General features: G+C 66.9%; 24 protein-coding genes and 1 pseudogene. 12 read left to right on the forward strand and 13 right to left on the reverse strand.

The window, feature by feature from the left end; translation table 11 throughout:
- Window positions 1–4: 4 nt before the first annotated feature.
- Window positions 5–172 (reverse strand): annotated as a pseudogene (locus K0S66_RS06035) (DUF2155 domain-containing protein); the annotation flags it as partial.
- On the opposite strand from K0S66_RS06035, the gene K0S66_RS06040 reads away from it, so the two are divergent.
- Window positions 92–466: a hypothetical protein gene (locus K0S66_RS06040; protein ID WP_301074657.1), complete on the forward strand. Its 375-nt coding sequence runs from the start codon at window positions 92–94 to the stop codon at window positions 464–466. The pseudogene K0S66_RS06035 and the gene K0S66_RS06040 overlap by 81 nt on opposite strands.
- On the opposite strand, the gene K0S66_RS06045 is transcribed toward K0S66_RS06040, so the two are convergent.
- The 5 genes from K0S66_RS06045 to K0S66_RS06065 all read right to left on the reverse strand — a co-directional run bounded on the left by K0S66_RS06045 (window position 439) and on the right by K0S66_RS06065 (window position 3876).
- Window positions 439–831, reverse strand: coding sequence for an NADH:ubiquinone oxidoreductase subunit NDUFA12 (locus K0S66_RS06045; protein WP_301074658.1), 393 nt, complete (start codon window positions 829–831; stop codon window positions 439–441). The genes K0S66_RS06040 and K0S66_RS06045 overlap by 28 nt on opposite strands.
- Before the next feature lie 123 nt (window positions 832–954).
- Window positions 955–1341, reverse strand: coding sequence for a putative quinol monooxygenase (locus K0S66_RS06050; RefSeq protein WP_301074345.1), 387 nt, complete (start codon window positions 1339–1341; stop codon window positions 955–957).
- A 45-nt stretch (window positions 1342–1386) separates the two neighbouring features.
- Window positions 1387–2292: a GNAT family N-acetyltransferase gene (locus K0S66_RS06055; protein WP_301074347.1), complete on the reverse strand. Its 906-nt coding sequence runs from the start codon at window positions 2290–2292 to the stop codon at window positions 1387–1389.
- Complete coding sequence (locus K0S66_RS06060; RefSeq protein WP_301074348.1) at window positions 2289–3239, reverse strand: polysaccharide deacetylase; 951 nt, start codon at window positions 3237–3239, stop codon at window positions 2289–2291. Before K0S66_RS06060 ends, K0S66_RS06055 begins: the two co-directional genes overlap by 4 nt.
- A 148-nt stretch (window positions 3240–3387) precedes the next feature.
- Window positions 3388–3876, reverse strand: a complete 489-nt coding sequence (locus K0S66_RS06065; RefSeq protein ID WP_301074351.1) for an EF-hand domain-containing protein — start codon at window positions 3874–3876, stop codon at window positions 3388–3390.
- Between the two features lie 217 nt (window positions 3877–4093).
- Here K0S66_RS06065 and purB point away from each other — a divergent pair, with 217 nt between their 5' ends.
- Complete coding sequence (gene purB / locus K0S66_RS06070; RefSeq protein WP_301074659.1) at window positions 4094–5407, forward strand: adenylosuccinate lyase; 1314 nt, start codon at window positions 4094–4096, stop codon at window positions 5405–5407.
- A 45-nt stretch (window positions 5408–5452) separates the two neighbouring features.
- Here purB and K0S66_RS06075 read toward each other — a convergent pair whose 3' ends face one another.
- Window positions 5453–6418 (reverse strand): agmatine deiminase family protein, encoded by a 966-nt coding sequence (locus K0S66_RS06075; protein WP_301074352.1) that lies wholly within the window; start codon window positions 6416–6418, stop codon window positions 5453–5455.
- On the reverse strand, window positions 6415–8079 hold the full coding sequence (locus K0S66_RS06080; RefSeq protein WP_301074354.1) for a M28 family metallopeptidase: 1665 nt from the start codon (window positions 8077–8079) through the stop codon (window positions 6415–6417). The genes K0S66_RS06075 and K0S66_RS06080 overlap by 4 nt, the downstream gene beginning before the upstream one ends.
- 130 nt (window positions 8080–8209) lie before the next feature.
- Between K0S66_RS06080 and K0S66_RS06085 the strand changes: the two genes are divergently transcribed.
- Window positions 8210–10201 carry a S9 family peptidase gene (locus K0S66_RS06085; RefSeq protein WP_301074355.1) on the forward strand — a complete coding sequence of 664 codons (1992 nt, stop codon included), beginning with the start codon at window positions 8210–8212 and terminating at the stop codon, window positions 10199–10201.
- Between the two features lie 95 nt (window positions 10202–10296).
- Here the strand turns inward: K0S66_RS06085 and rpsD are convergent, their stop codons facing one another.
- Window positions 10297–10911, reverse strand: coding sequence for a 30S ribosomal protein S4 (gene rpsD / locus K0S66_RS06090; RefSeq protein ID WP_294442210.1), 615 nt, complete (start codon window positions 10909–10911; stop codon window positions 10297–10299).
- A gap of 176 nt (window positions 10912–11087) precedes the next feature.
- Here rpsD and K0S66_RS06095 point away from each other — a divergent pair, with 176 nt between their 5' ends.
- Genes K0S66_RS06095 through K0S66_RS06105 form a run of 3 tightly spaced genes read left to right on the forward strand, consistent with a single transcriptional unit; the run spans window position 11088 to window position 14974 of the window.
- The gene (locus tag K0S66_RS06095; RefSeq protein WP_301074359.1) at window positions 11088–11399 is read left to right on the forward strand and encodes a chorismate mutase; all 312 of its coding nucleotides are present in this window, start codon (window positions 11088–11090) and stop codon (window positions 11397–11399) included.
- A gap of 42 nt (window positions 11400–11441) precedes the next feature.
- Entirely contained in the window at window positions 11442–13913 is a 2472-nt protein-coding gene (locus K0S66_RS06100; RefSeq protein ID WP_301074361.1) for a DegT/DnrJ/EryC1/StrS family aminotransferase, read from the forward strand.
- Window positions 13910–14974: a glycosyltransferase family 2 protein gene (locus K0S66_RS06105; protein ID WP_301074362.1), complete on the forward strand. Its 1065-nt coding sequence runs from the start codon at window positions 13910–13912 to the stop codon at window positions 14972–14974. The genes K0S66_RS06100 and K0S66_RS06105 overlap by 4 nt, the downstream gene beginning before the upstream one ends.
- Here the strand turns inward: K0S66_RS06105 and K0S66_RS06110 are convergent.
- The gene (locus tag K0S66_RS06110; RefSeq protein ID WP_301074364.1) at window positions 14956–15660 is read right to left on the reverse strand and encodes a murein L,D-transpeptidase catalytic domain family protein; all 705 of its coding nucleotides are present in this window, start codon (window positions 15658–15660) and stop codon (window positions 14956–14958) included. The two genes, K0S66_RS06105 and K0S66_RS06110, sit on opposite strands and share 19 nt — an antisense overlap.
- Window positions 15661–15862: 202 nt before the next feature.
- Between K0S66_RS06110 and K0S66_RS06115 the strand changes: the two genes are divergently transcribed.
- Window positions 15863–16513 (forward strand): L,D-transpeptidase family protein, encoded by a 651-nt coding sequence (locus K0S66_RS06115; protein WP_301074366.1) that lies wholly within the window; start codon window positions 15863–15865, stop codon window positions 16511–16513.
- A 62-nt stretch (window positions 16514–16575) separates the two neighbouring features.
- Here K0S66_RS06115 and K0S66_RS06120 read toward each other — a convergent pair whose 3' ends face one another.
- Together K0S66_RS06120 and K0S66_RS06125 are read right to left on the reverse strand one after the other, a co-directional pair.
- On the reverse strand, window positions 16576–17532 hold the full coding sequence (locus tag K0S66_RS06120) for a 2-oxoglutarate and iron-dependent oxygenase domain-containing protein (protein ID WP_301074368.1): 957 nt from the start codon (window positions 17530–17532) through the stop codon (window positions 16576–16578).
- 130 nt (window positions 17533–17662) lie between these two features.
- A complete protein-coding gene (locus tag K0S66_RS06125; RefSeq protein ID WP_301074369.1) occupies window positions 17663–18148 on the reverse strand; it encodes a hypothetical protein in 486 nt (161 codons plus the stop codon).
- A 121-nt stretch (window positions 18149–18269) separates the two neighbouring features.
- Here K0S66_RS06125 and K0S66_RS06130 point away from each other — a divergent pair, with 121 nt between their 5' ends.
- The 4 genes from K0S66_RS06130 (at window position 18270) to K0S66_RS06145 (ending at window position 21221) form a co-directional block, all read left to right on the forward strand.
- Complete coding sequence (locus K0S66_RS06130) at window positions 18270–19502, forward strand: multidrug effflux MFS transporter (protein ID WP_301074370.1); 1233 nt, start codon at window positions 18270–18272, stop codon at window positions 19500–19502.
- Between the two features lie 68 nt (window positions 19503–19570).
- A complete protein-coding gene (locus K0S66_RS06135; RefSeq protein WP_301074371.1) occupies window positions 19571–19918 on the forward strand; it encodes a DNA primase in 348 nt (115 codons plus the stop codon).
- A complete protein-coding gene (locus tag K0S66_RS06140; protein ID WP_301074373.1) occupies window positions 19899–20840 on the forward strand; it encodes an MliC family protein in 942 nt (313 codons plus the stop codon). Before K0S66_RS06135 ends, K0S66_RS06140 begins: the two co-directional genes overlap by 20 nt.
- Window positions 20841–20882: 42 nt before the next feature.
- Entirely contained in the window at window positions 20883–21221 is a 339-nt protein-coding gene (locus K0S66_RS06145; RefSeq protein WP_301074374.1) for a DMT family protein, read from the forward strand.
- A 4-nt stretch (window positions 21222–21225) separates the two neighbouring features.
- Here K0S66_RS06145 and K0S66_RS06150 read toward each other — a convergent pair whose 3' ends face one another.
- Window positions 21226–21804, reverse strand: coding sequence for a nitroreductase (locus K0S66_RS06150; RefSeq protein WP_301074375.1), 579 nt, complete (start codon window positions 21802–21804; stop codon window positions 21226–21228).
- A gap of 238 nt (window positions 21805–22042) precedes the next feature.
- Between K0S66_RS06150 and K0S66_RS06155 the strand changes: the two genes are divergently transcribed.
- The gene (locus K0S66_RS06155; RefSeq protein WP_301074660.1) at window positions 22043–23557 is read left to right on the forward strand and encodes a peptide MFS transporter; all 1515 of its coding nucleotides are present in this window, start codon (window positions 22043–22045) and stop codon (window positions 23555–23557) included.
- The last annotated feature ends 32 nt before the right edge of the window (window positions 23558–23589 follow it).

Raw genomic sequence — 23589 nt, forward strand, 5'->3', positions numbered from 1 at the left:
GTTCCTTGTACAGCCAGCCCGAGAAGGCACGCCGCCATTTTTCATCGCTGCCGCGCACGGCGAGCTGGATAAAGGCGCCGGTAAGCTGCTCCTGCTCCCATGGCGCAGTGCGTTCGCACGCGCGCAGGCGGATCACCGTATCGCCGACGCGAAGCGCCTGCCCCGGCTTCATCGTCAAATCGCGGCTGACGCCATTACGTTTGTTGAGGAGGCCGATCACGGCGACGCGCTGAGCCATCGGCGTGCTGCCCGCGTCGACAGGGGCGACATCCCCCTCCACCGTCACGACATCGGACGGGGTGTTTTCGGCCGCATCAGGAACCTGCTGGCTGGCGACCGGCGCACGGGTGGTCCCGGCGTCATCGCCCTGCGCCACATACCAGACGCCGACCCCGAGCAGGGCGGCGCCGCCGATCGCGGCAGCCGCGATCGCAGGCTTCACGCGTCGGGGCTCCACGCCTCATAATCACCGGTGGCGGCCTGGCGGCGCCCGCCCATTTCCAGCGCGCCCGACGGACGATACGCCTCCGCCGTGCCGGTCATGTTCGGCTTGGCCGGCTTCTGCCAGGGGCGAGGCGGCGGGAGCGCCTGGGCCGGCGCATCCTCGACATGGCGGTGCAGCCAGCTGAACCATTCCGGCGGCACGCGGCTGGCATCGTTCGATCCGTTGTAGATCACCCAGCGACGCGGATTGCCGGCCGTGTCCTTACCGCCTTGGTAATAGACGTTGCCAAGCGAGTCCTCGCCGACGCGCGTCATCCCGCGAAGGCCGAACCAGGTGCCGATGGTGGCGCCATTCCACCAAGTGAAAGGATTGAGGTTGATGCCCATGTCGCCCCAGCGCTTAGCCGCTGGCGCGCGGGGCTTCAATGGCGTGAGTCATCAAGAACGCCGCCCGCCCCCGCACGCGGGGGCGCAAGGAGCGCCGGCGCCCCTGCCCATCCCGCAAATCCGCTACGAGGTGGCGAGACCAGTGCCGCCGAGCGGCTGCGTTTCGGCGATCCGTTCCATCCCGGCGATCAGCGGGCGCCCGCGCGTGATCGCGTCCCGCACCGAGGGCAGCTGGAGCGAGGCGGCATGCGATTCCTTGTCGCGCCACACCTCGGTAATCCAGATGACGTCCGCGTCGGCAGGATCGTCGGCGACGACATAGCTGAGGCAGCCCGGCATGTCGGCGAGGCCATCAAGCAGGATCGCGGTCAGCGCCGCACGCTTGCCCGGTTGCGCCATCATCTTGCCGATCAGTCCGTACATCCCCGTTCCCTTTGCGATTGCCATGCCGGGCCCGATCGCCGCCAGTGCAGCCGTGCCGGCCAGAAAGCTGCGTCGTTCCCACGTCATTGCGGCACCATAGCATGGCGCAACGGCGCCCGCGCGCGCTACGGATCAGCCGGCGCGGCGAATACGGTGGGCGAGCCCACGAAGCGCAGGACTGGCGGACAGCCGCTTTGCCACGCGCATCGTCGCATCGAACCCGCCGACCAGCGCGACCGCGCCGCGATTGGCCAGCGACGGGCGGAGCATGAACATGTCGCGGCATTCGATCCCGCCGGTTGCCATGCTGCGTTTGTGCTGCCCCTCCCCCTCGGTGAAGTCGAAGCGCTGGAATCGATCGGCAAACAAGTCGACGAGCGCCGCCTCCATCAGGACGCTGCCGGGCGACAGCGACGCCCAGGCCGGATCGTGGCCGACATAATCATAGCGCAGCGTCGCCCCGTCCTTGGTTCCGTCCGCCCCGCACCAAAGGTACGCCGCGGGGCAATCGCCGAGATAGAGGAGCCAGGCGCGCACCTGATCCTCACCGGCCGATGCCAGCATGTGAGCGACCCAGGCGGGATCGTTCGGAATGCCGGCACCCATCAGCCGTTCCTGATAGGTCTTTTCCGCCAGGCGGCGAGCGATCGGGTGAAAAACGGCGAGATCATCGGCGCTGCGAAAGCAGCGCACGTCGAGCGTGCCGCCCGATTCCGCGGCCAGTTTCTTCGCCTTGCGCTTCAGCGTGGATCGGGTCTGCCGCGACAGCGCTTCGCGCCATGCCGCCTCCCCCGCGGCCAGATCGACATAATAACGGGTATAGCGCTGGCGTTCGAACAGCACGCCGCGCCAGTCAGGATCGATCCCGGCGGGCAGCGAGGTGACGAGATAGCCGTCCTGCGCCGGATCGAGCGGCGGCAAGGGCGGCATGACGCCGGCCAGCGCCTGATCGAGCGAAAGGGCGACGCGGGTCAGCCGGCGGGGAATGGTGGCGATGGTGCGGGCGCCGATCTGAAGGCGCAGCGCGGCGCTGGTCACGCCGCGCGCTCGGCAACCATGTTGGACCACAATTGCTCGACCTGGCGGCGGCCGCGCCGCCAGCGGTTGGCGGGCAACGGGCGATCGTCACGGTCAAGCCGCAGCCGTGGGTGATCGGCGAAATGCGCCGTCGGCGCCTTGCCGCGCCGCGCGGCGAGCAGCCGGCACAATGCCTCGAACCGGCGAACGTGAACACGATTGGGCGACAAGCCCGCGCGATTGGCGAGTTCGAAGCTATGCCCGACAATGGTCATCGCGGCATGATCGGCAGCGATGGCGTGATCGAGTGCGGCGCGGGTCTCGGCCGCCGACAGCGCGCAGATCTGGACGTTGCGGAAGATGCCGGGGCGATCCTCGATCACCGTTACGGGTACCTCGACCACACCCTGCCGGCTGACCGGCGCGATGTGCGCGCGCGGCAGGCCGATCGCGCTGGGCCAGGGATGGTGCGCGCCATTGTGGCTGCTGTCGTAGAGGATGCCGATCGCCGCCAGCGCGGCAAGCGTATCGTCATTGGCCGAATAGCTGCCGCTGCGAAACGCCACCGGCGGCGGTGCCCCGGCCTCGACCAGCAGCGCCGCGGCGTCGGCCAGCAGCCGCTGCTGATCGGCGGCCGTACAATCGATCAGTTCGAACGGGCCGTGCGCGCCGCGGTCAGCCAGACTGGCGCCGATCCAATTGGGATGGAGGTGAAGCTGAACCTCCTGCCCTGCGTCACGCACCGCGCCGACGATGCGCCGGAAGGGTTCGATCCCGTATACCAGCGCCGGCATCGGATCGACGAAGAAGGTCGCTTTCAGGCCGTGGCGCTTCAGAATGGCCAGCTGCCAGCCGAGCCCCACGCCGCCCGGCTCGATCGAGAGCGCTTCGACAACATCAGGCGCTAGCCCCGCAGCATGGTGGCGCCACGCGATCTCGGTATCGATGGTCAGGAAAACCGGGGTCATGCGGCGGCTGTACCATCACGCCGTAAAGATTCCGCCAATGTTCCCGCCGAACGGCAAACGGACGACCACCGATCGTCTGGCGGCCGCCCGTATGCGGGATTTCGTGATGACGTCCGGGCGGTGATGGCGCCCGGACGTGTGCGCCGGCTTACTGGCTGCCGGCGGTGGCGGGGCTACCGAGGAAGCCGCTCAGTTCATCCTTGGTGACCGAGGCAGACTTGTCCTTGTCGGCCTGGGCGAAGGCGGCGTCATTCCACTTCGGATCGGCCGGTTTCGCGCTGGCGTTCGGCGCCTTGGCCTTCAGCGCGTCCATCCAGGCCGCAAACTCGGTCTTGTCGAGCGTGCCGTTGCTATCTTTGTCATAGCTGGCGAACTCGGCATTCACGATCGAGGCGACCTGATCACCGCCTGCCGCAGCGCCCTGCGTGGTGGCGCCACCGGCCTGGGCGGGCGCGCTCGGTTGTGCAGCGGCGCTCGGCTGTGCGGCGGCGCTCGTCTGGGCGGGGGCGCCTGCCTGCGGCGTTGTGGCCGGGCCCGGCGAAGCGGTTGAGGCCGTAGCTTTAGTCCCGGCCGCGCCCTGCGCAAGCACGGGGGCAGCAACGAGCATTGAACTTGCCAGAATGAAGCTCTTAAGCATCATCTCTCTCCTTTGTAATATTCAATGTCGTGACGCACGCCCTGTCTTTCAACCTTGACTGCGGAACGACAACTTGGCGCAATTAATCGATAACTTGGACATACGGTTCCCCATCCTCCATTTGAAGCGGCTGCGCGAGCCTGCTACCGGCACGCAGCCCTGTTTTTGCAACGACTCAACCATGAGCCGTTGCCCCAGCACGACCGAGGAAATTCACATGGTTCCGCGCTACTCCCGGCCTGAGATGACGGCGATCTGGACGCCCGAAGCCCGTTTTCGCATCTGGTTCGAGATCGAAGCGCATGCGACCGAGGCGCTTGCCGATCTGGGCGTCGTGCCCCGCGAAGCGGCAGACGCGCTGTGGGCGTGGTGGCAGACCAACCCGGCGATCGACGTCGAGGCGATCGATGCGATCGAAGCGGTGACCAAGCACGACGTCATCGCGTTCCTCACCTGGGTGGCGGAGCAGGTCGGCGATCAGGCGCGCTTCATGCACCAGGGGATGACCAGCTCCGACGTGCTCGACACCTGCCTTGCGGTACAGCTGGCGCGGGCGAGCGACATCCTGATCGCCGATCTCGACGCGCTGCTGGCGGTGATCCGGCGCCGCGCCGAGGAGCACAAGTTCACGCCGACGATCGGGCGCAGCCACGGCATCCATGCCGAGCCGGTGACGTTCGGCCTGAAGCTGGCGCAGGCCTATGCCGAATTCGATCGCTGCCGCGCGCGGCTGGTCGCCGCCAAGGCCGAGATCGCAACCTGCGCCATTTCCGGCGCGGTCGGCACCTTTGCCAACATCGACCCGCGCGTCGAGGAACATGTCGCCGCCAAGCTGGGGCTGACGGTGGAGCCGGTGTCGACGCAGGTCATCCCGCGTGATCGCCACGCGATGTTCTTCGCCACGCTGGGGGTCGTCGCGAGCTCAATCGAGCGGCTGGCGACCGAGGTTCGCCATTTGCAGCGCACCGAAGTGTTGGAAGCGGAGGAATATTTCTCGCCCGGGCAGAAGGGCTCGTCGGCGATGCCGCACAAGCGCAACCCTGTGCTGACCGAAAACCTGACCGGCCTTGCCCGGATGGTGCGCGGCTATGTCACCCCGGCGCTGGAGAATGTCGCGCTGTGGCATGAGCGCGACATCAGCCATTCGTCGGTGGAGCGCTACATCGGCCCCGATGCGACGATCACGCTCGACTTCGCGCTCGCCCGCCTGACCGGCGTGATCGACAAGCTGCTGGTCTATCCCGAGCGGATGCAGCGCAACATGGACCGGATGGGCGGTCTGATCCATTCGCAGCGCGTGCTGCTGGCGCTGACGCAGGCGGGGGTCAGCCGCGAGGATGCGTACCGGCTGGTCCAGCGCAACGCGATGAAGGTGTGGGAATCGGACGGCGCGCTGTCGCTGAACGAGCTGCTGAAGGCCGATCCGGAAGTGACCGCGGTGCTGTCACCCGAGGCGATCGATGCCGAATTCGACTTGGGATACCACCACAAGCACGTCGACACGATCTTCTCGCGCGTGTTCGGCAACTGATCGACGGCCCCCTCCCCGACTGGCGGGGAGGGGGCCGCCAGAGGTTCAGGCCGGGATCTGCTGCGAGATGCAGTGGAAGCTGCCGCCCCCGGTAAGGATCGCGTCGGCGCGCAGGCCGACGACACGGCGATCGGGGAAGATCGCCTGGATCGCAGCCACCGCCGCATCGTCATTGGCAGCACCATAGAGCGGGACCACGACGGCGGCGTTGCCGATGTAGAAGTTCATGTAGCTCGCCGGCACGACCTCATCATCGCGCAGCACGCGGCCGGGCGACGGGATGGGAACGACCTCCACACCGAAGGCGCGGGCGCGATCGGCGGCCTGCTGGTACACCTGCCAATTGGGATCGTTCTCGACCGCAACCGGCAGTGCGAGCCGCCCCTCGCCTACGAAGCGCGCAAGATTGTCGACATGGCCGTCGGTATGGTCGTTGAGCAGCCCGTCGCCGAGCCACAGCACACGATCATAGCCAAGGTCGTCGCGGAGCCGCTGTTCGATCTGCGCGCGGCTGAGGTCGGGGTTGCGGTTGGGGTTCAGCAGGCATTGTTCGGTGCTGACGACGAGACCGGTGCCATCGCCGTCGATCGCCCCGCCCTCAAGCACCCAGTCATGCCGCGCCGCCGTCTGGCCGCGCTCGGCGGCGAGGCGAAGGCCCACGTTGTCGTCGCCCGGCAGGTCGTACTTGCCGCCCCAGCCGTTGAAGCGGAAGCTGTGCGCGACGCCGTCGGTGCCCAGAATCGGCCCCGTGTCGCGCAGCCAGATATCGCCGAACAGCTCGACGATCACCGTGGCGAAGGGCGCCATTGCACGCGCCGCCTCGGCCGATTCCTCATCAGCGGCGACAAGCAGCACCTGCTCACCCTTGCCATCGGCGTGGACCGCCGCGGCAAAGGCGACCACTTCGTCGCGCGCCTGATCGAGATCCTCCTGCCACAATTCGGGATGGCTCGGAAAACCGATCCATACCGCCTTGTGAGGTGCCCATTCGGGACGGGGTGCGCGGGTCATTTCGCCTCCTGCCGCGACGCATCGCGGATCGCCTTGAACTCGGCGGTGGGATACCAGTTCGGCCATGCCGTGCCATCGGCGAGCTGCCGGCCGAGCTGATAATAAATGGTCATGTCCTGAAGCGCGCCGTCCCAGTTCCAGTTGGGATCATATTCGTCCTTCGGACCGTGATAGCGTTTCACATTATAGTCCTTGGCCGCGGCCTTGCCGGCCAGCACGCCGCCGCTCACCAGATCCTCGCCGCTGCCGGCCGACAGCATCGGCACGCCGAGCTTGGCGAAGCTGAAATGGTCCGAGCGGTAATAGCCACCCGCCTGGGGGGCGGATTCGGGCGAGACGCGGCGACCCTGCGCGGCGAGCAGCGGCTTCACCATATCCTCCAGCTCCGACTTGCCGGCGCCGGTGATCTCGAAATCCTTGGTGGCGCCGAGCACGTTCAGCACGTCCATGTTGACGCCGCCGACCGTCTTGCCGAGCGGGAAGATCGGGTTTTCGGCATAATATTTGGAGCCCAGCAGCCCGCTTTCCTCCGCCGTGACCGCCACGAAGGCGACCGAGCGGCGCGCCGGGCCCGCCTTGGCGAACGCCTCCGCCATGGCGACGAGGCCGGCGGTGCCGGTCGCGTTGTCGGCCGCGCCGTTGCAGATATCGTCGCCATCGACCGCATCACAGCGGCCCAAATGATCCCAATGCGCCGAATAAAGCACGACCTCGTCCGGGGCCTGGGTGCCGGGCAGCACGGCGACGACGTTCTTCGACATGCTGCGCTTGATCTGGTTGGAGAAGCTGCCCGACAGCTTCAGCCCGAGCGGCACCGCGCGAAAGCCCTTCTGCTTGGCGGCGGCGGACAACTGGTCGAAATCCTTGCCCGCGGCGGCGAACAGCTCCTTCGCCTTGGGCAGCTGGATCCAGCCGATCACCTGGCTCTGGTCCATGTGGTTGCCGGGTTCGTCCAGCCCGTATTGCGGGCCGGTCCAGGACGATTGGACGACCGACCAGCCATAAGCAGCAGGGGCGGTGTCATGGACGATGATCGCGCCGGCCGCGCCCTGCCGCGCCGCCTCCTCGAACTTGTACGTCCAGCGGCCGTAATAGGTCATCGCGCGGCCTTCGAACGGCCCGGCATTGGCGCCTGCTTCCTTCACCTGCCAATCGGGATCGTTGACGAGGATGACGACCGTCTTCCCCTTCACGTCGAGCCCGGCATAATCGTTCCAGCCCTTTTCGGGGGCGTTGATGCCATAGCCGACAAAGACCAGTTCGCTGTCCTTCAGGCTGACCTGCGGCACGACGCGGTAGGTGCCGACGACCATGTCGGTGCGGTAGTTGAAGGTGACGGGCGCCTTGCCGCCGGTCGCGGTGAAGGGCGTCACGTCCTGAGCGGTGAGCTCCACCATCGGCACGTCCTGCGTCCACTGGCCCTTGTTGCCCGGCTTCAGCCCGGCGGCCGAGAACCGCTTCACCAGATAGTCGATCGTCTTCTCCTCGCCCGCGGTGGTCGGCGCGCGACCCTCGAACTCGTCCGACGACAGGACCTGAGTGACCGTCTTCAGCGTATCGAGCGAGAAGGCCGGGGCCGGCGGCGCGGCGGCCGGCGCAGTCTGCGCCAGCGCGGGGGTGGCAACGGTCAGCGCCAGGAAGGAGACAAGCAACGAACGCATCAAGGCGACCTCATCAGCAACATTTATCCCTCCTCCCTTACAACTTCACCGCCGCCCCGCAACGCGCCGCCGTGGTGGCTTGCCAGCGTAACGATCGGGCGGCAGGAAGCTGAAAGGGGGAAACAAAAACATGACGAGAGGATGGACGCGCCGCGTGTTCGCGACGGCGCTGCTGACGACGATGCTGCCATTGTCGGCGCAGGCACAGGATGCCGCCGCGATGGCCCGCGCCTTTGGCGCGCGATACTCGATGGAGGATATCAGCCTGTCGCCCGATGGCACCAGGGTCGCCATGGTGGTGCCGGGCAAGAACCGCGAAACGGCGTTGCTGATCGCCGAGCCGCTGAAGGGCGGCGACCCGGCGTCGATCATGCGATCGAGCGGCGAAGGCGACCACTTGAGAACGTGCAACTGGGCGACGGACACGCGGCTGATCTGCCGGGTAGAGGTCGAGTTGCGCCACGCCGGCGCGGTCGAGGCCTTTTCGCGGCTGGTTTCCGTCGACGTCGACGGCAAGAACTTCAAGATCGTGACCGCGCGCGCAAACGACCGGTCGCTGTTCGGCAGCCGCTACGGCGGCGACGTCGTCGATCTGACGGGCGACAGCAAGGGCAACATCCTGCTGCTGCGTACCTATGTGCCGGAAACGTCAATCGGGCGGCTGGTGCAGAAGGATGCGTACGGCCTGGGCGTCGAACGCGTGAACCTGTCAACGCTGGAGCGGCGACCGACCGTGCGGCCACGCCGCGATGCGGTGGAATATATCACCGACGGCGTCGGCACGATCCGCATCATGGGGGTGCGCCCGATCGCCGGCACGGGTTACTCCAGCAACGTCATCAACTATTTCTACCGGCGGGCGGAGGCGACCGAATGGGAACCGCTCAGCAAGCGGGAGTTGGTGGGCGCGACGTGGAAGGGGTTCAATCCCTATGCGGTCGATCCCAAGCTGAACGTCGCCTACGGATTTGAGGATGCCGGGGGCCGGAGGGGCCTGTGGCGGATCGCGCTGGACGGGTCGATGAAGCGCGAACTGGTGCTGTCGCACCCCCAGGTCGATGTCGACGGCCTGATGCGCATCGGTCGGCAGCAGCGCGTCGTCGGCGGCAGCTTCGCCACCGACAAGCGCACCGCCGTCTTCTTCGACAAGGAGCTGCACGCGCTGTCCGAGGCGCTGAGCAAGGCGCTGCCGAACCAGCCGGCGGTATCGTTCATCGACGCGAGCACGGACGAGAACACGCTGCTGCTCTATACCCACAGCGATATCGATCCGGGTCGATACTATGTGTTCCAGAAGGCAAGCAAACGACTGACCGAGATCGCGCCCGCACGGCCCGAACTGGCGACGATGAAGCTGGCGCCGATGAAGGCGGTGTCCTTCCCGGCGGCCGACGGCACGATGATCCCGGGCTATCTCACGCTGCCGGTCGGCCGTGATGGCAAGAACCTGCCCGCGATCGTGATGCCGCATGGCGGGCCGAGCGCGCGCGACGAATGGGGGTTCGACTGGTTCGTCCAGTTCTTCGCGGCTCGGGGCTATGCGGTACTCCAGCCCAATTTCCGCGGATCGGCCGGCTATGGCAGCGAGTGGTTCCGAAACAATGGCTTCCAATCGTGGCGCACCGCGATCGGGGACGTCAACGACGCCGGGCGGTGGTTGGTGAAGCAGGGCATTGCCGACGCATCACGCCTGGGAATCGTCGGCTGGTCCTACGGCGGCTATGCGGCGCTGCAATCGCAAGTGCTCGATCCGGACCTGTACCGCGCGGTGGTGGCGATCGCGCCGGTCACCGATATGGTGTCATTGAAGGACCAATGGCTCGACAATCGATATTATCCGCAAATCGCGGCGATGATCGGATCGGGCCCGCACCTGCGCGAGGGATCGCCGGCGCAGAATGCCGCCGCGATCAAGGCGCCAGTGCTGCTGTTCCACGGCGACCTCGACCTCAACGTCGGGATCGAGGCATCGCGCCTGATGCAGTCGCGGCTGCGCAACGCGGGCAAGCCGGTGCAGTTGATCGAATATCCGGGGGTCGCCCGTTCGCTTAGTGACGGATCGGTCCGCGCCGACATGCTGGAGAAGGCCGATGCCTTCCTGCGCACGTCCATGAAGATGTGAGCATGAAGATGTGAGCAGAACGAAAAAGGGCGGCCCCGACCGGGACCGCCCTTTTTCTTGGCCATCGTGGCTCCGGCAAGTGCCGGAGCGACAGATCAGCGGCTGTAGAACTCGACCACGAGGTTCGGTTCCATCTTCACCGGGTACGGCACTTCGTCCAGCGTCGGTACGCGGATGAAGGTGACCTTGGTGGTGCCGTCCTGAACGACATAGTCAGGCACATCGCGCTCGGCGAGGCTCTGTGCCTCGAGCACCAGCGCCATTTCCTGCGCCTTCTTGCCGATGGTGATCTCGTCGTTCACCGCGCAACGACGCGACGCGATGTTGCACTTCACGCCGTTCACATAGACGTGGCCGTGGCTGACGAGCTGGCGCGCAGCGAAGATCGTCGGCGCGAACTTCGCACGGTACACGATCATGTCGAGGCGGCGCTCAAGCAGGCCGATCAGGTTCTGCGAGGTATCGCCCTTCATCCGGGCAGCCTCGTCGTAGCAGTGACGGAACTGCTTCTCGGTCACATCGCCGTAATAGCCCTTCAGCTTCTGCTTCGCGCGCAGCTGGATGCCGTAGTCCGACACCTTGCCCTTGCGGCGCTGACCGTGCTGGCCGGGGCCATATTCACGCTTGTTGACCGGGCTCTTGGGACGACCCCAGATGTTTTCGCCCAAACGGCGATCGAGCTTGTGCTTGGCGCTATGGCGCTTCGACATCGTCTTTCCTTCGATTTGCTAACAACGTTGGCCCCGGTATCGCACCGACCGTCACGAAAACGGGCAGGCCACCTGCTTCACCGGGATGCAGGGGCGGTCGCGAAGCGGCGCGCCTAGCCGCAGGGCCCCTGCAAGTCAAGCTGGACAGGCCCGCGTCGCGCGGCCAAGGCGCCGCCATGACGACCCTTCCCGGACAAGAATGCACGACCATGGCCGAGGTACGCGCCGGCGTGGACCAGCTGGACCGCGAGCTTATCGCGATGCTGCGCCGCCGGTTCGACTACATGGATGCCGCCGCCCGCATCAAGCCCGAACGCTCGCACGTGCGCGACGAGCGGCGCAAGGCCGAAGTCATTGCCAATGCCAGCGCTCATGCGGCGGAACTTGGCCTGCCGGAACAAGCAATTGCGCAATTGTGGGATGCGCTGGTCGAGGCATCGATCGCGTATGAACTTGCCGAATATGACCGCCGGGTAACCAAGTCTTAGGCCGCATCAGGCAAGACGGCGGACGGGAGGAAAAACCGTCCAATGAAACGCTTGCCGTTGATTACGCCGCACCCGCCGCGGCTGAGCGCCCTTGCCGAGGGCCTCGCGCGGATCGAGGAATCGGGGATCTACAGCAACAACGGCCCGGTGCTCCGCGCGTTCGAGGCGGAGGCGACCGAGCGGCTGTTCGGCGGCCAGGGCGCGTGCCTGGCGGTGGCGAATGCGACGCTGGGCCTGATGATCTCGCTGCGCGACGCGGTGAGCGACGGGCCGGCGGGACGATTTGCGCTGATGCCGGCGCTGACCTTTGCCGCGACCGCGCAGGCGGCGTGGTGGGCCGGGCTGACCCCGCTGGTGTGCGATATCGACGCCGATAATTGGGCAGCCGCGGCCGAGGAGGAAGAGGAACTGCTGGAACGATATGGCGCGCAGATCGCGGCCATCGTTCCCTACGCGACCTTTGGCTATGGCATCGACCTGGACCGCTATCGCTGGTTGTCCAACCGCTTTGGCGTCGCGGTGGTTGTCGACGCGGCGGCATCGCTGGGCACCACCGATGCCGCGGGCACCGGCTTTGGCGCAGGGGCGCCCTTCCCGGTCGTATTCTCGATGCACGCGACCAAGCCGTTCGCGACGCAGGAGGGCGGCCTGATCCATTGCGCCGATTCCGACCGGATCGAGCGGCTGCGCGCGATGGCCAATTTCGGCTTCACCGCTCCGCGCACCGCCACCCTGCCCGGCCTGAACGCCAAGCTGCCCGAGGCGATGGCGTTGGTCGCGCAGGCGCGGCTGCAGGATTTTGCGGCGGTGTCGCGCCACCGCGAGACACTGGCCAGCGCGTACCGTACCAGGGTTGCTGGCCGGTACGTCACGCAGGCGCGGCGGCCCGGACAACAGGCGCTGGGCTTCTTCCCGCTCCTGCTGCCGTCCGAGCGCACGCACGAGCGCGACGCGATCATCGCGCGGCTGGCCGAGGAAGGGATTGGCGCAGGCAAATATTTCAGCCCGCACCTGGGCGAGCAGCCGTGGATCCGCAGCATCGCGCATGTCGAACAGACGCCGGTCGCCGACATGGTCGGCGGGCGTCTGCTGTCGCTGCCGCTGTCGGATGCGATGACCACCGACGATGTCGCGCATGTCGTCGCCACGCTCGACCGGGTGGTGGCGCGGCGCAGCCGGCCGATGGCGGTTTCGACGCCGCCGGTGGCGGAAACAATGATCATCGGCGGCGGCCCGGCCGGCACGGCGATGCTGACCGCCGCCAGCCGCCACGGCCTGCTGCCCGAGCTGTCACGCGGGCTGGTGATCGTGGAGCGAGATTCGGCGATCGGCGGCGGGCAACTTGGCCGCTACGCCATCACGTCGGATTCGACCGCGCAGACGTTCCTGTCGGCGATCGAGAACAACCCCGACCGCGCGATCGCCACGCTGACCGACCATCCGGCGGCGCTGGCCGTCGCGCGGCACCGCGCCTCGCTGGGCGTGCCGCTGGCCGAAGTCGGCCCGCTGCTCCGTGCGATCGGCGATCGGCTGCACGCCAGCGTCACCGCGCAGGGCGGGACCGTGCTGACCAACACCGAGGCGCTGTCCGCGCGGCGCAAGGACGGGCTGTGGCACGTCCGCCTGCGCGATGGCGCCACCCACAACGACAGCGAACGCGTGGCGCGCAATCTGGTGATCGCGACGGGTGGCCATCAGCCGCTCGATCGGCTCGTGACGCAGACCGTGGCGGGGGTGCCATTGATGGAAATCGCGGGCAACCGGCTGCTTCAGTCCGATTCCGTGCTGGCGCGCGGCGGGTTCGAGATGGTCGCCGACCTTCTGTCGCAAAAGCGCAGCCCGCGCGTGGCGGTGATCGGCGGCTCGACCAGCGCGCTGACCACCGTCGCCCTGCTCTTGCGCGAACGGCCGGCGCTGCCGTTTGGCGCGGGTGGCATCACGCTGCTCCACCGCCGGCCGCTGCGCCCATTCTACCATTCGGTCGAGGCGGCCCATGCCGACGGTTTTACCGATTTCGGCCCCGGCGACATCTGTCCGGTATCGGGCTTCGTCTACCGCCTGGCGGGCTTCCGACTGGAGGCGCGCGAGCTGGTGCTGAGGATGCTGGGCATCGATGGTCGCTCGCCCGAGCCGCGCGTCGCGCTTCACCGCGTCGCGGGTGACGAGGATCAGGTGGCGCGCGACATTCTGGCGGAGGCCGATCTGGTGATTGCCGCGCTTGGATACCGCCCGCGCGCGCTGCCGCTGGAGGAGAGCGACGGCCGGGCCGTGCCGCTGGCGGCGCATACCGGCGCGCCGATGGTCGACGACGCCTGCCGCATCCGTAATGCGACGGGCGCGCCGATCCCCGGCCTTTATGGCATCGGCCTTGCCGCCGGCTTCGTCCCGCATGGCCGGCTGGGCGGCGAGGCGAGCTTCGTCGGTCAGGCGAACGGACTATGGCTGTGGCAGAACGACGTCGGCATGATGATCGTCGATCAGCTCCTGGCCGGACGGACGCGAGCCGCGGCGTGACCGGCGCGCCCGTCGTCAGCGTCATCATGGCGGCGTATAATGGCGCGGCGCTGCTGCCCGCGACGCTCGCCACGCTGCAAAAGCAGACCATGGGCGATTTCGAGGTGATCGTGGTCGACGATTGCTCGACCGACACGACGCGCGAATTGCTGCGTCACTGGCCCGACCCGCGCGTGCGGATGATCGCCTTGCCGAAGAACGGCGGACCGGTGCGGGCGCGCAACCGCGCGGTGGCCGAGGCGCGCGGCCGCTACATCGCCGGGCTGGATCAGGATGACCTGTGCCTGCCGGCGCGCTTTGAAGAGCAAGTCGCCTATCTCGACGCGCATCCGGACACAGTGATGGTGGCCAGTGCGACCGAGGTGCTGGACGGCGCGCGCCTTCTGCCCTCGCCGCATGTCGCGCACAGCACGCCGGCGCTGCTGCGCTGGCTGATCCGGATCGAGAATCCGTTTGTCTGGTCGTCGGTGATGGTGCGGGCCGATGCCGCGCGGCGGCTGGAGCCGTTCACCCGGCCCGACATTCTGTATGCAGAGGATTTCGACCTTTACCATCGCCTCTCCGCGCTGGGGCCGATCGCGCGGATCGACACGCCGCTGCTCGCCTATCGGCGCCATGCCGGCGGCGCGTCGCAGCGGTATGAGGATATTATGCTGGCGAGCGCCCGGCGGGTGCTGGAGATGGCCTATTCGCCGGTGCTGGGCGCCCAGGCCGAGGACGCAGCAGCATTGGTGGTGGAGCATCTGATGCATCGCCAGCCGGTACCCGACCGCGCAACGCTGACCCGGCTGGGCGATATATTGGTGCGATTGCAGCAGGCGTTCTTCAGCGAGCAACCGTGCGAGGCGTCGGATATCCGGCTGATACGCTGGGCAACGGCGCGGCGCTGGGCCGATGTGGCGCGCGCCTCGCTTCGGTCGGGCACGCTGAGCCTTAGCGGGGCGCTCAGCGTGCGGCCGCCCCATCTGGGGCTGGGCCATGCGGGACTGGAGGAACTGCTATGGGCCCGGCTGATCGGCCGAGCCCGAAGCGCAACGCGACGTCAGACCTTCGCGGCGTAGATCATCCGGCCCTGGCCGAGACGATCGAACGTTTCCGCCAGTTCGCGCTCACCGACGGCGAAGCAACCCTGGCTGCGGCCGAGGCGGCCGTGCGTCCGGATCATGTCCGGGTTCGAATACCAGGCGCCATGCACCACGATCGCCCGTTCCAGCGCATTGTTGTTGGTCGGATCGAGCCCGATCAGCCGCTGCGACCGGCCATGCTTCCCGACATAATAATTGTCGGCCAGGAAGGCGCCCTCGCACGAGGCGTTCGAGCCGTTCCTGTTCGAGAAGCGCTGCAGGAAACCGGTGTGCCCCGGATCCGAGCCGCTGCCATGGGCAACCAGCTTCGACACGCTCTTGCCGCTGACCAGATCGATGAAGTGGAAGCGCGGCTGCGATGAGGGCGCCGAGAAGTCAGCGATGACGATCCGGTCGCGCAGCTTGATCGTGTTGCCGTGACGCTCCAGCGCAGCCAGCGCCTCCCGCATCAATTCCGGACGCACAACGCGCGGCGAGCTTGGCACCGCGCGCGGTGCGGGACGGACGGGCGCAAGGCCGGACGACGTGAGCGGCACCTGCCGCGGCTCGGCCGCCCGCATCGCGGCAGACACCGCGTCCGGAATAACCATCGCCCCCGCCAGCGCACCCGCCGTCTTCAACAATCCGCGGCGCGTGGACGCCGTTTCACTCATCTTCGCCATCAATCTTGCAGTCCCTTCCCGCTAAGCAACTGTATAGCAGGGAAAAGGTGAAAAATCTGCCCGCACGGGAACCAATAGGCCGCAATCGCGTGCATCCGTCCCGCAAATCGCGCGGCTCATCGTATGGCACAAATGTCAATAGCGCGCGTTAATGATCCGACGGCCCGATGATCGGGCCACCACAATAAAATGGGGTCGCTCCATGCGCATGATTCGCGCCTTGCTGCCGGCTGCCTTCGGACTGGCAGCCATCACGTCTATGCCCGCCATGGCGGATACGTCAACGTCAACGGCGTCGTCCGCGACGATCGGCGGCGCCAATGTCACCTCCTCCGCCGTTGCGCTGGTGGAAGCCGCGGCGACGCTCGCGCCGGGCAAATATCTGTGGGAAAATGATGTCGATGCCGGTCCGGTGAGCATCCTGATCAGCATCCCCGACCAGAAGGCCTATGTCTATCGCGGCGATGCGCTGGTCGCGGTGTCGACCGTGTCGACCGGCAAGGAAGGCAAGGAAACCCCGGTCGGGGTGTTCACGATCCTTCAGAAGAAGGAGATGCACCGCTCCAACCTCTACGACAATGCGCCGATGCCGTTCATGCAGCGGCTGACGTGGGACGGGATCGCGATCCATGCCGGCAAGAACCCGGGCTTCCCGGCGTCGCATGGCTGCATCCGGGTGCCGGCGAGCTTTGCCAAGAAGCTGTTCGCCGCGACCGAGATGGGTGCCACTGTCGAGGTGACCGACATTTCCTATTCGGGTGACATGCCGGCGCCGCGTAGCGATGCGCAGATGACGATCGCTGCCAATGAAGCCGCCATCGGCGGCGGCGCGAAGGAAATCGCCAGCCGCTAAGTCCGATCGGCCCGTCCGCAGGTGCCGCCGCGCTGGCGGCACCCGCGGGCCGGCGCTTCCGCTTACTTCTTGATGAGGCCGATTTCGACCAGCCGTTGGCGCAGATAGCCGTTGGCGGTGATCGGCGTCGGATAGCGGTTCGGGTTTTCGGGCGTGATCGTCTGCGGCAGCGTCTCGATCATGAAGTCGGGCGCGGGGTGCAGAAAGAACGGCATCGAATAACGCGAATGGCCGCGACGCTCGGGCGGCGGATTGACAACGCGGTGCGTGGTCGACGGCAGGACGTGGTTGGTCAGCCGCTGCAGCATGTCGCCGACGTTGACGACCATAGCGCCCTGCGGCGGCTTGATCGCCAGCCAGCGGCCCGAGTCGCGGTCGAGCAGTTCGAGCCCGGCTTCTTCGGCACCGAGCAGAAGCGTGATGAGGTTGATATCCTCATGTGCGCCGGCGCGGACGCCCTCAGCGTCCGCCGGGATCGGCGGATAGTGGAGCAGGCGGAGCACTGAATTGCCGTCCTTCACCGCCGGATCGAACCAGTCAGGCGCCAAGCCAAGGTCGCGGGCGATCGCGGAAAGCAGCTTGTCGCCAGCGGTGTCGAACGCCCGGAACAGCTCGATGAACGTGTCGCGGAACCCCTCGGGACGGGCCGGCCACACATTGGCGGGCATTTCGTCGGCATAGTGGTGACCGGCAGGCAGCTCGCGCCCGACGTGCCAGAATTCCTTCAGGTCGACGTGCTTGGCGTCCTTCGCGATCTCGGTCTTGAACGGCGTGTAGCCGCGCGCACCGCCGGCGCCTTCGACGAAATAGCCGCGCTTTTCGGCCTCGGGCAGCGCGAACAGCTCCTGAGTCTCCTGCCACGCACGGTCGATCAGCTCCTGCGGGACGCCATGGTCGGCCACGATCGCAAAGCCGAAACGACGGAACGACCCGCCAAGATCGGCCGCGAATCGATCGGGGTCGCGCGCCTGATCGGCAAGGCTCAAGGTCGGCACCTTCGCCAGCGGAGTATCAAGCATCACACACGCCTCAATCACTAAGAGATGAAAGGCGCCACATAGTCATCTGCCGGTTCCGCCGCCAGTCTTGAGGCCACCCGGCAGGCGCCGCCGGACCAGCCGGCGCGTGCGATCGCGCCCGGCGTTCGCCCTAGCCGCCGATGGTGACGGTGCCCTGCGCGCGGTTGCCCGCGGGCTGGAGATCGATGCGGAAAGGCTCGCCGTCCGTGTCGCCGCTGAGCGTGTTGCCGGACACCTTCACGGTCGTGCCGGCCTTGGCAAATTCATCGCGCAACCAGTCGCGCACCGTGGCGACGGCGGCGGGGCTTTCGAAGCTCATCCGGACAACGCCGTCGCCTTCCTGGCCGCCGGCGTTGACGTTCATCGATCCGATCTTGGTGCCCGGGTACAGATGGACACCATTGATATCGAAATTGTCGCCCGTGAACTGCATACGCGGCAGCTTGATCGATCCCTTGAGCAGCGGCGTATCCAGCTTCACCTCGCCGGTCGCGCCATTGACCGATGCGGCGCCATTGCCAGCGTCGATCGACACCGTCGTGCCCTGGTCATTGCCGCGATCGCAGGCAGTCAGGGAAAGAGCCAGCAGGGCGACCGGGACAACGAGCGAGCGCATAACAAACCTTTCGTGTACTGCGAACATAACACACTAACCCGCCCGAGCAGGGCCGGCAAGCTGGGCAGCGCTGCCCAGCTTGCCGGCTGACAGAGCATCTGTTCGCGCCTAGGGCCGCGCCATGTCAGCGCCCCTTCCCGTCGCCAACGTCGATCGCGGCGCCCCGATCCATATCGGCGAGTTTATCGCGATCACCGCGTCGTTGATGGCGATGGCGGCGCTCGGCATCGACACGATGCTGCCCGCGCTGCCCGACATCGGCAGCGCGCTGGGCGTCACCGACATCAACGACCGCCAATATGTCATCACGATCTTCGGCGTCGGCTTCGGCGTGGCGCAATTGCTCCATGGCCCGCTGACCGACCGGTTCGGGCGGCGCCGGCTGCTGCTGGTCGTGCTGGCGCTCTATGCGGCGACCAACATTCTGGCGGCGCTGGCGCAAAGCTTCCCCTTGCTGCTGGTCGCGCGCTTCCTCGGCGGATCGTGCGTCGCGGGATGCCGCGTCGCGACGGTAGCGATGGTGCGCGACTGCTTCTCGGGCCGGTCGATGGCGCGGATCATGTCGCTCGCCTTCATGGTGTTCATGGCGGTGCCTGTCGCCGCCCCGGCGCTGGGCGCGGGCATTTTGCTGTTCGGCGACTGGCGAACGATCTTCTGGATCATCGCCGGCGCGGCGCTTCTGCTCGCCGGATGGATCGCCATCCGCCTGCCCGAAACGCAGCACCCCGAGGACCGCCGCCCGATCCAGCCCGGCCCGATCATGGCGGGATGGCGGATCGCGCTGACCGACCGGCTGTCGCTGGGCTATTCGCTTGCTGCCGCGGCGCTGACGGGTGCGCTCTACGGCTATCTCGGCACGATCGAGCCGATCATGGCGGAGACGTTCGGCAGCCCGCAGCTGCTGATCGTGGTGTTCGCTACGACCGCGGCCACGATGGCGCTGGCCAACCTCGCCAATTCGCGGCTGGTGATGCGCCTTGGCATGCGCCGGCTGGGGCATGGCGCGGTGGTCGCACTGTCGCTGATCAGCCTCGCGCACCTCGGGCTGGTGCTCGCGGGCTGGGAGAATGTGTGGACGTTCGGCGTGGCGCAGGCGCTGACGCTCGCATGTTTCGCACTGTCGACATCGAACTTCTCGTCGCTGGCAATGGAGCGGATGGGGCACATCGCCGGCACAGCCTCCAGCGTCCAGGGATTCCTGTCGATCACGATCGGATCGGCGCTGGGCATGGTGGTGGGTCAGTCATTCGACGGGACCACCGCGCCACTCACCATCGCCTTCCTGCTCGCCGGACTCGCTGCGCTGCTGGCGGCGGGTGTCACCGAGCGCGGCCGATTGTTTCATCCCGCCTGAAAGCGAGCGCCCGACCGGAACCGGGCGCGCGTCGCGGCCGTTCCACCAGCCTCATCAGGAGGATTATCATGGGCGGCCATCAGGTGACGAGCCAAGGCACGGGCGACGACGGTTTCGACGAAGACGGCTATGACGAAAGCCAGCGCGCCGAAATCCTGGAAGCGACGCGGGACGGGCCGGGTGACGGCACGATCATCACCGATCTGGACCCCGACATCGACGTGGATGACGAGGATGACGGCCCTGAGGAAGACGAACTGCTGATGCGCGACGATCAGGTCGCCGAGCAGGACGACGAGGCCGATCAGGACGAGGAAGATATCGAGGAAGATGTCGTCCAGGACGAATTCGACGATGGGTCGATCAGCGAAGACGAAGATCTCGACGACCCAGACGATGTCGCCCTCAATCCCTGACCGGTGCGGCAGGACGGCGTGCCTCGGTACGGCGGCCCTGCTGCTGGTCACCGCCTGCTCGTCCAAGCAGCCCGGCGAGCAGGTCGATATCGGTAATGCAGCGCGGGCTGCTCATGAGTCGGTTGGGGCCTATGCGTCCCAGTCACTGAAAGGCAGCGGCGCCGCCATCACTGCGCGCCCTGCCACTAACCCGACCACCTCCGCGGCGATCACGCCCTCCCCGACCGCGGCAGCGACGCCGGACGCGGAGGCAGAGACGAATGCGCCATCCGCGGCCGACGAGGCTGTCGAGCCGGGTGCCGATCGCGCGGCTGCCGTGGTGGAGCGATATCTGGCGCTGATCGCCGCGCACGACTTCGCAGCCGCCAGATCATTATGGGATCAAGGCGGCGCGGCGTCGGGCATGAGCGCCGAAGAATTCGGGGCCAGTTTCACCAAATACCGGACCTTCAAGGCTGAGGTGGGCGAGCCCGGCCCGATCGAGGCGGGTGCCGGGCAGCGCTATGTTACCGTGCCGGTGCGGGTCACGGGAACGCTGCGCACAGGGGCGCCGTTCGTCCTTGCTGGCCCGATCACGCTTCACCGGTCGGGCAATATCGACGGCGCCACGGCGGAACAGCGCCGCTGGCATATCTCCGCCTCGGGCCTGAAGCCGCAGCCGGGCCAAGCGGGATCCGCCGCTGGCAATCAGGTGACGGCGCGCTTCCGCTGCGCCGACGGCTTCACCTTCACTGCGCTGTTCGACAATGCGGCTGATGTGGCGACGCTCACTTTGCCGAGCGGGAAGGTGCGCCTGCCCTCGCAACGGCCGGCCTCTGGCATCTGGTACGCGGGCCAGGGTTATGAGCTGCGCGGCAAGGGGCGCGACGCGACTCTTGCGCAGCCATCCGGCCCTCGACGCACCTGCCGTGCCGACGGATAACCGCGCGCTTTCACCGATGCGGGACGGTGCTAGGTAGGCAAGATGCCGACGATCGCGCTACTGCTCATCTCCAACGTCTTCATGACGATTGCCTGGTACTGGCATCTGAAGGGCGGGATGGCGAAGCCGCTTCCCACCGTCATCCTGCTGAGCTGGGGCATCGCGCTGGTCGAATATTGCTTCGCCGTGCCGGCCAATCGGCTCGGCTTCGCCAGCGGCTGGAGCGGCGGGCAGCTGAAGATCGCGCAGGAAGTGATCACGCTGCTGGTGTTCGGCGTCTTTGCCGTCGTGGTGCTGGGCGAACAGCTGAGCTGGCGGCACGCCGGCGCCTTCGCCTGCCTGGTCGGCGCCGCCGCGTTCATGTTCGCCGGGAAAAGCTGACGCGTCAGGCGCGCCAGTGCGTGACCGTGGTGGCGAGGTCAGGCCGCGGGCGCTCCTCCAGCGGGCGCGACGGCGTGCCGATGAAGATGAAGCCGGCGATCCGCTCCGGCGCCGTACCAAAGGCGTCGCGCACGCGATCGTCGAATGCCGCCCACGTCGTCAGCCATCCGCCGGCAAAGCCCATCGCATGCGCCGCATGAAGCAGGTTCATGCACGCGGCTCCCGCCGACAGCTCCTGCTCCCATAGGGGGATCTGGCTAGCCGGCCGCGGCGATGACAGCGCGACGACCAGTGCCGGGGCCTGATGCGCGAATTGTTCGATCGATTCGAGTTCGAGCCGCTTCGCGTCCGGCCGCTGCGCGCGGTAGGCGTCCAGCAACAGCTCGGCGAAGGCGGCGCGCTGATCGGCGCTGACGATGACGAAGCGCCATGGCGCGAGCTTGCCATGATCGGGGGTGCGGCAGGCGATCGCACACATTTCCTCGAGCTGCGCGTCGCTCGGTCCCGGCTCAGCCAGATCGCGCGGCTTGCCCGAACGGCGGGTACGAAGGAGCGACAGCGGCGAGGAAAGGTCGTTGAACATGACCCTGTTTATCGCGAAGCGTTCGCAAGTCGAGCGCCAGGGGCGAAACGTTTCGTTCGCAACAATGCTTGGGCATCGCGAAATTGCGCGCTAGGCTCGGTCAATTCGGGATTTCGATGATCCCGGCCTGACTTCCAGGGAGCGTAACTTGCCCATCATCCCCTCGATCGCGCTGGGATTCCTCGCGATCCTGCTCGCCGGCGGCGCCGCTGGCGCGGCCAAGAAGGGCCCCGAGTTCATGGGGCATCCCAAAGGCCTGTACGTGCTGTTCTTCGCCGAGATGTGGGAGCGGTTCTCCTACTATGGCATGCGCGCACTGCTGATCTTCTATCTCACCAAGCACTGGCTGTTCGACGACAGCAAATCGAACCTGATCTACGGCGCCTATACCAGCCTAGTGTACATCACCCCGGTGCTGGGCGGCTACCTGGCTGACCGCTATCTCGGCCAGCGCAAGGCGGTGACGTTCGGCGCGGTCATGCTGACGCTGGGCCACCTCCTGATGGCGGTGGAAGGCGACGGCGGCCAGGGATCGGCCGCGATCAACGTGTTCTGGCTGGCCCTCGCCTTCATCATCGTGGGCACCGGCTTCCTGAAGGCCAATATCTCGGTCATCGTGGGGCAGCTCTATCCGCTGACCGACACCCGCCGCGATGGCGCGTACACCATCTTCTACATCGGCATTAACACCGGCGCCGCGATCGGCACGATCATGGCCGGCTGGCTGGGCGAGACCTATGGCTGGGCCTATGGCTTCGGCGCGGCGGGGGTCGGCATGCTGCTGGGCCTGATCGTCTTCATCCTCGGCAAGCCGCTGCTGCTCGGCAAGGGTGAAGCGCCGCGTCCGTTGAAGGCGCGGACCGAATGGTCGCTGTACGGGATCGGCCTCGCCTCGGTCGTCGTGATCTGGGCGCTGGTCCAGTATCAAGACGTCATCCAGACGCTGCTGATCATCTCGGGCATCGGCATGCTCGGCTATGTGCTGTTCGAAAGCCTGAAGCTGGAGAAGCATGCGCGCGACCGGATGTTCGTGGTGCTGTTCCTGATCGCGCTGAACCCGGTGTTCTGGGGCCTGTTCGAACAGGCGGGCGGCAGCCTTAACCTCTACACCGATCGCTTCGTCGATCGTGGCGGGGTACCGGCATCGCTGTTCCAGTCGATCAACCCGATCTACATCGTGCTGCTCGGCCCGATCTTCGCTGGCCTGTGGGTCTTCCTGGGCAAGCGCGGGCTGGAGCCGTCGGCGCCGGCGAAGTTCGGCCTCGCGCTGGCGCAGGTCGGCCTGTCGTTCCTCGTCTTCGTCTGGGGGGCGAACACTGTCGGCGTCGAAGTCGCGACGCCGGTGTTCTTCGTGTTCGCCATCTACTTCCTGCAGACGACCGGCGAACTCTGCCTGTCGCCAGTGGGCCTCAGCGCGATGAACCGGCTCGCCCCGAAGCATCTTGCCAGCCTGATCATGGGCGCATGGTTCTACATGACCGCGGTCGGCAATTTCGTCGCCGGCAAGATCGGTGAAGCGACCGGTGGCGAAGGCGGCGAGATGACCAAGGAAGCGACGCTGTCGGTCTATTCCACCATCGGCTGGTGGACGATCGGCATCGCGATGGTCGTCCTGGTGCTGAGCCCGCTGGTCAAGCGAATGATGCACCTCGACACGCTGCACGACAGCCCGGACCACGCCATGGCGGGTGAGCCCGAACTGGCGCAGCCCGAGGCAGCAGGGTTGAACACGGCGGGGGAAACGCGCCGCTGAGACGACGGCCGCCTGTCATCGCGCCCACCAGC

Origin of the sequence: Sphingomonas sp. (assembly GCF_029239295.1) — a bacterium.
GTDB lineage: Bacteria > Pseudomonadota > Alphaproteobacteria > Sphingomonadales > Sphingomonadaceae > Sphingomonas.

Bases quoted from the DNA above. Each gene is read 5' to 3' on its own strand.
- K0S66_RS06045 (WP_301074658.1), bottom strand. From the start codon at position 831: ATGGGCATCAACCTCAATCCTTTCACTTGGTGGAATGGCGCCACCATC.
- K0S66_RS06050 (WP_301074345.1), bottom strand. From the start codon at position 1,341: ATGACGTGGGAACGACGCAGCTTTCTGGCCGGCACGGCTGCACTGGCG.
- K0S66_RS06060 (WP_301074348.1), bottom strand. From the start codon at position 3,239: ATGACCCCGGTTTTCCTGACCATCGATACCGAGATCGCGTGGCGCCAC.
- K0S66_RS06065 (WP_301074351.1), bottom strand. From the start codon at position 3,876: ATGCTTAAGAGCTTCATTCTGGCAAGTTCAATGCTCGTTGCTGCCCCC.
- purB (WP_301074659.1), top strand. From the start codon at position 4,094: ATGGTTCCGCGCTACTCCCGGCCTGAGATGACGGCGATCTGGACGCCC.
- K0S66_RS06075 (WP_301074352.1), bottom strand. From the start codon at position 6,418: ATGACCCGCGCACCCCGTCCCGAATGGGCACCTCACAAGGCGGTATGG.
- K0S66_RS06080 (WP_301074354.1), bottom strand. From the start codon at position 8,079: ATGCGTTCGTTGCTTGTCTCCTTCCTGGCGCTGACCGTTGCCACCCCC.
- K0S66_RS06085 (WP_301074355.1), top strand. From the start codon at position 8,210: ATGACGAGAGGATGGACGCGCCGCGTGTTCGCGACGGCGCTGCTGACG.
- rpsD (WP_294442210.1), bottom strand. From the start codon at position 10,911: ATGTCGAAGCGCCATAGCGCCAAGCACAAGCTCGATCGCCGTTTGGGC.
- K0S66_RS06095 (WP_301074359.1), top strand. From the start codon at position 11,088: ATGACGACCCTTCCCGGACAAGAATGCACGACCATGGCCGAGGTACGC.
- K0S66_RS06100 (WP_301074361.1), top strand. From the start codon at position 11,442: ATGAAACGCTTGCCGTTGATTACGCCGCACCCGCCGCGGCTGAGCGCC.
- K0S66_RS06110 (WP_301074364.1), bottom strand. From the start codon at position 15,660: ATGGCGAAGATGAGTGAAACGGCGTCCACGCGCCGCGGATTGTTGAAG.
- K0S66_RS06115 (WP_301074366.1), top strand. From the start codon at position 15,863: ATGCGCATGATTCGCGCCTTGCTGCCGGCTGCCTTCGGACTGGCAGCC.
- K0S66_RS06120 (WP_301074368.1), bottom strand. From the start codon at position 17,532: ATGCTTGATACTCCGCTGGCGAAGGTGCCGACCTTGAGCCTTGCCGAT.
- K0S66_RS06125 (WP_301074369.1), bottom strand. From the start codon at position 18,148: ATGCGCTCGCTCGTTGTCCCGGTCGCCCTGCTGGCTCTTTCCCTGACT.
- K0S66_RS06130 (WP_301074370.1), top strand. From the start codon at position 18,270: ATGTCAGCGCCCCTTCCCGTCGCCAACGTCGATCGCGGCGCCCCGATC.
- K0S66_RS06135 (WP_301074371.1), top strand. From the start codon at position 19,571: ATGGGCGGCCATCAGGTGACGAGCCAAGGCACGGGCGACGACGGTTTC.
- K0S66_RS06140 (WP_301074373.1), top strand. From the start codon at position 19,899: ATGTCGCCCTCAATCCCTGACCGGTGCGGCAGGACGGCGTGCCTCGGT.
- K0S66_RS06145 (WP_301074374.1), top strand. From the start codon at position 20,883: ATGCCGACGATCGCGCTACTGCTCATCTCCAACGTCTTCATGACGATT.
- K0S66_RS06150 (WP_301074375.1), bottom strand. From the start codon at position 21,804: ATGTTCAACGACCTTTCCTCGCCGCTGTCGCTCCTTCGTACCCGCCGT.
- K0S66_RS06155 (WP_301074660.1), top strand. From the start codon at position 22,043: ATGGGGCATCCCAAAGGCCTGTACGTGCTGTTCTTCGCCGAGATGTGG.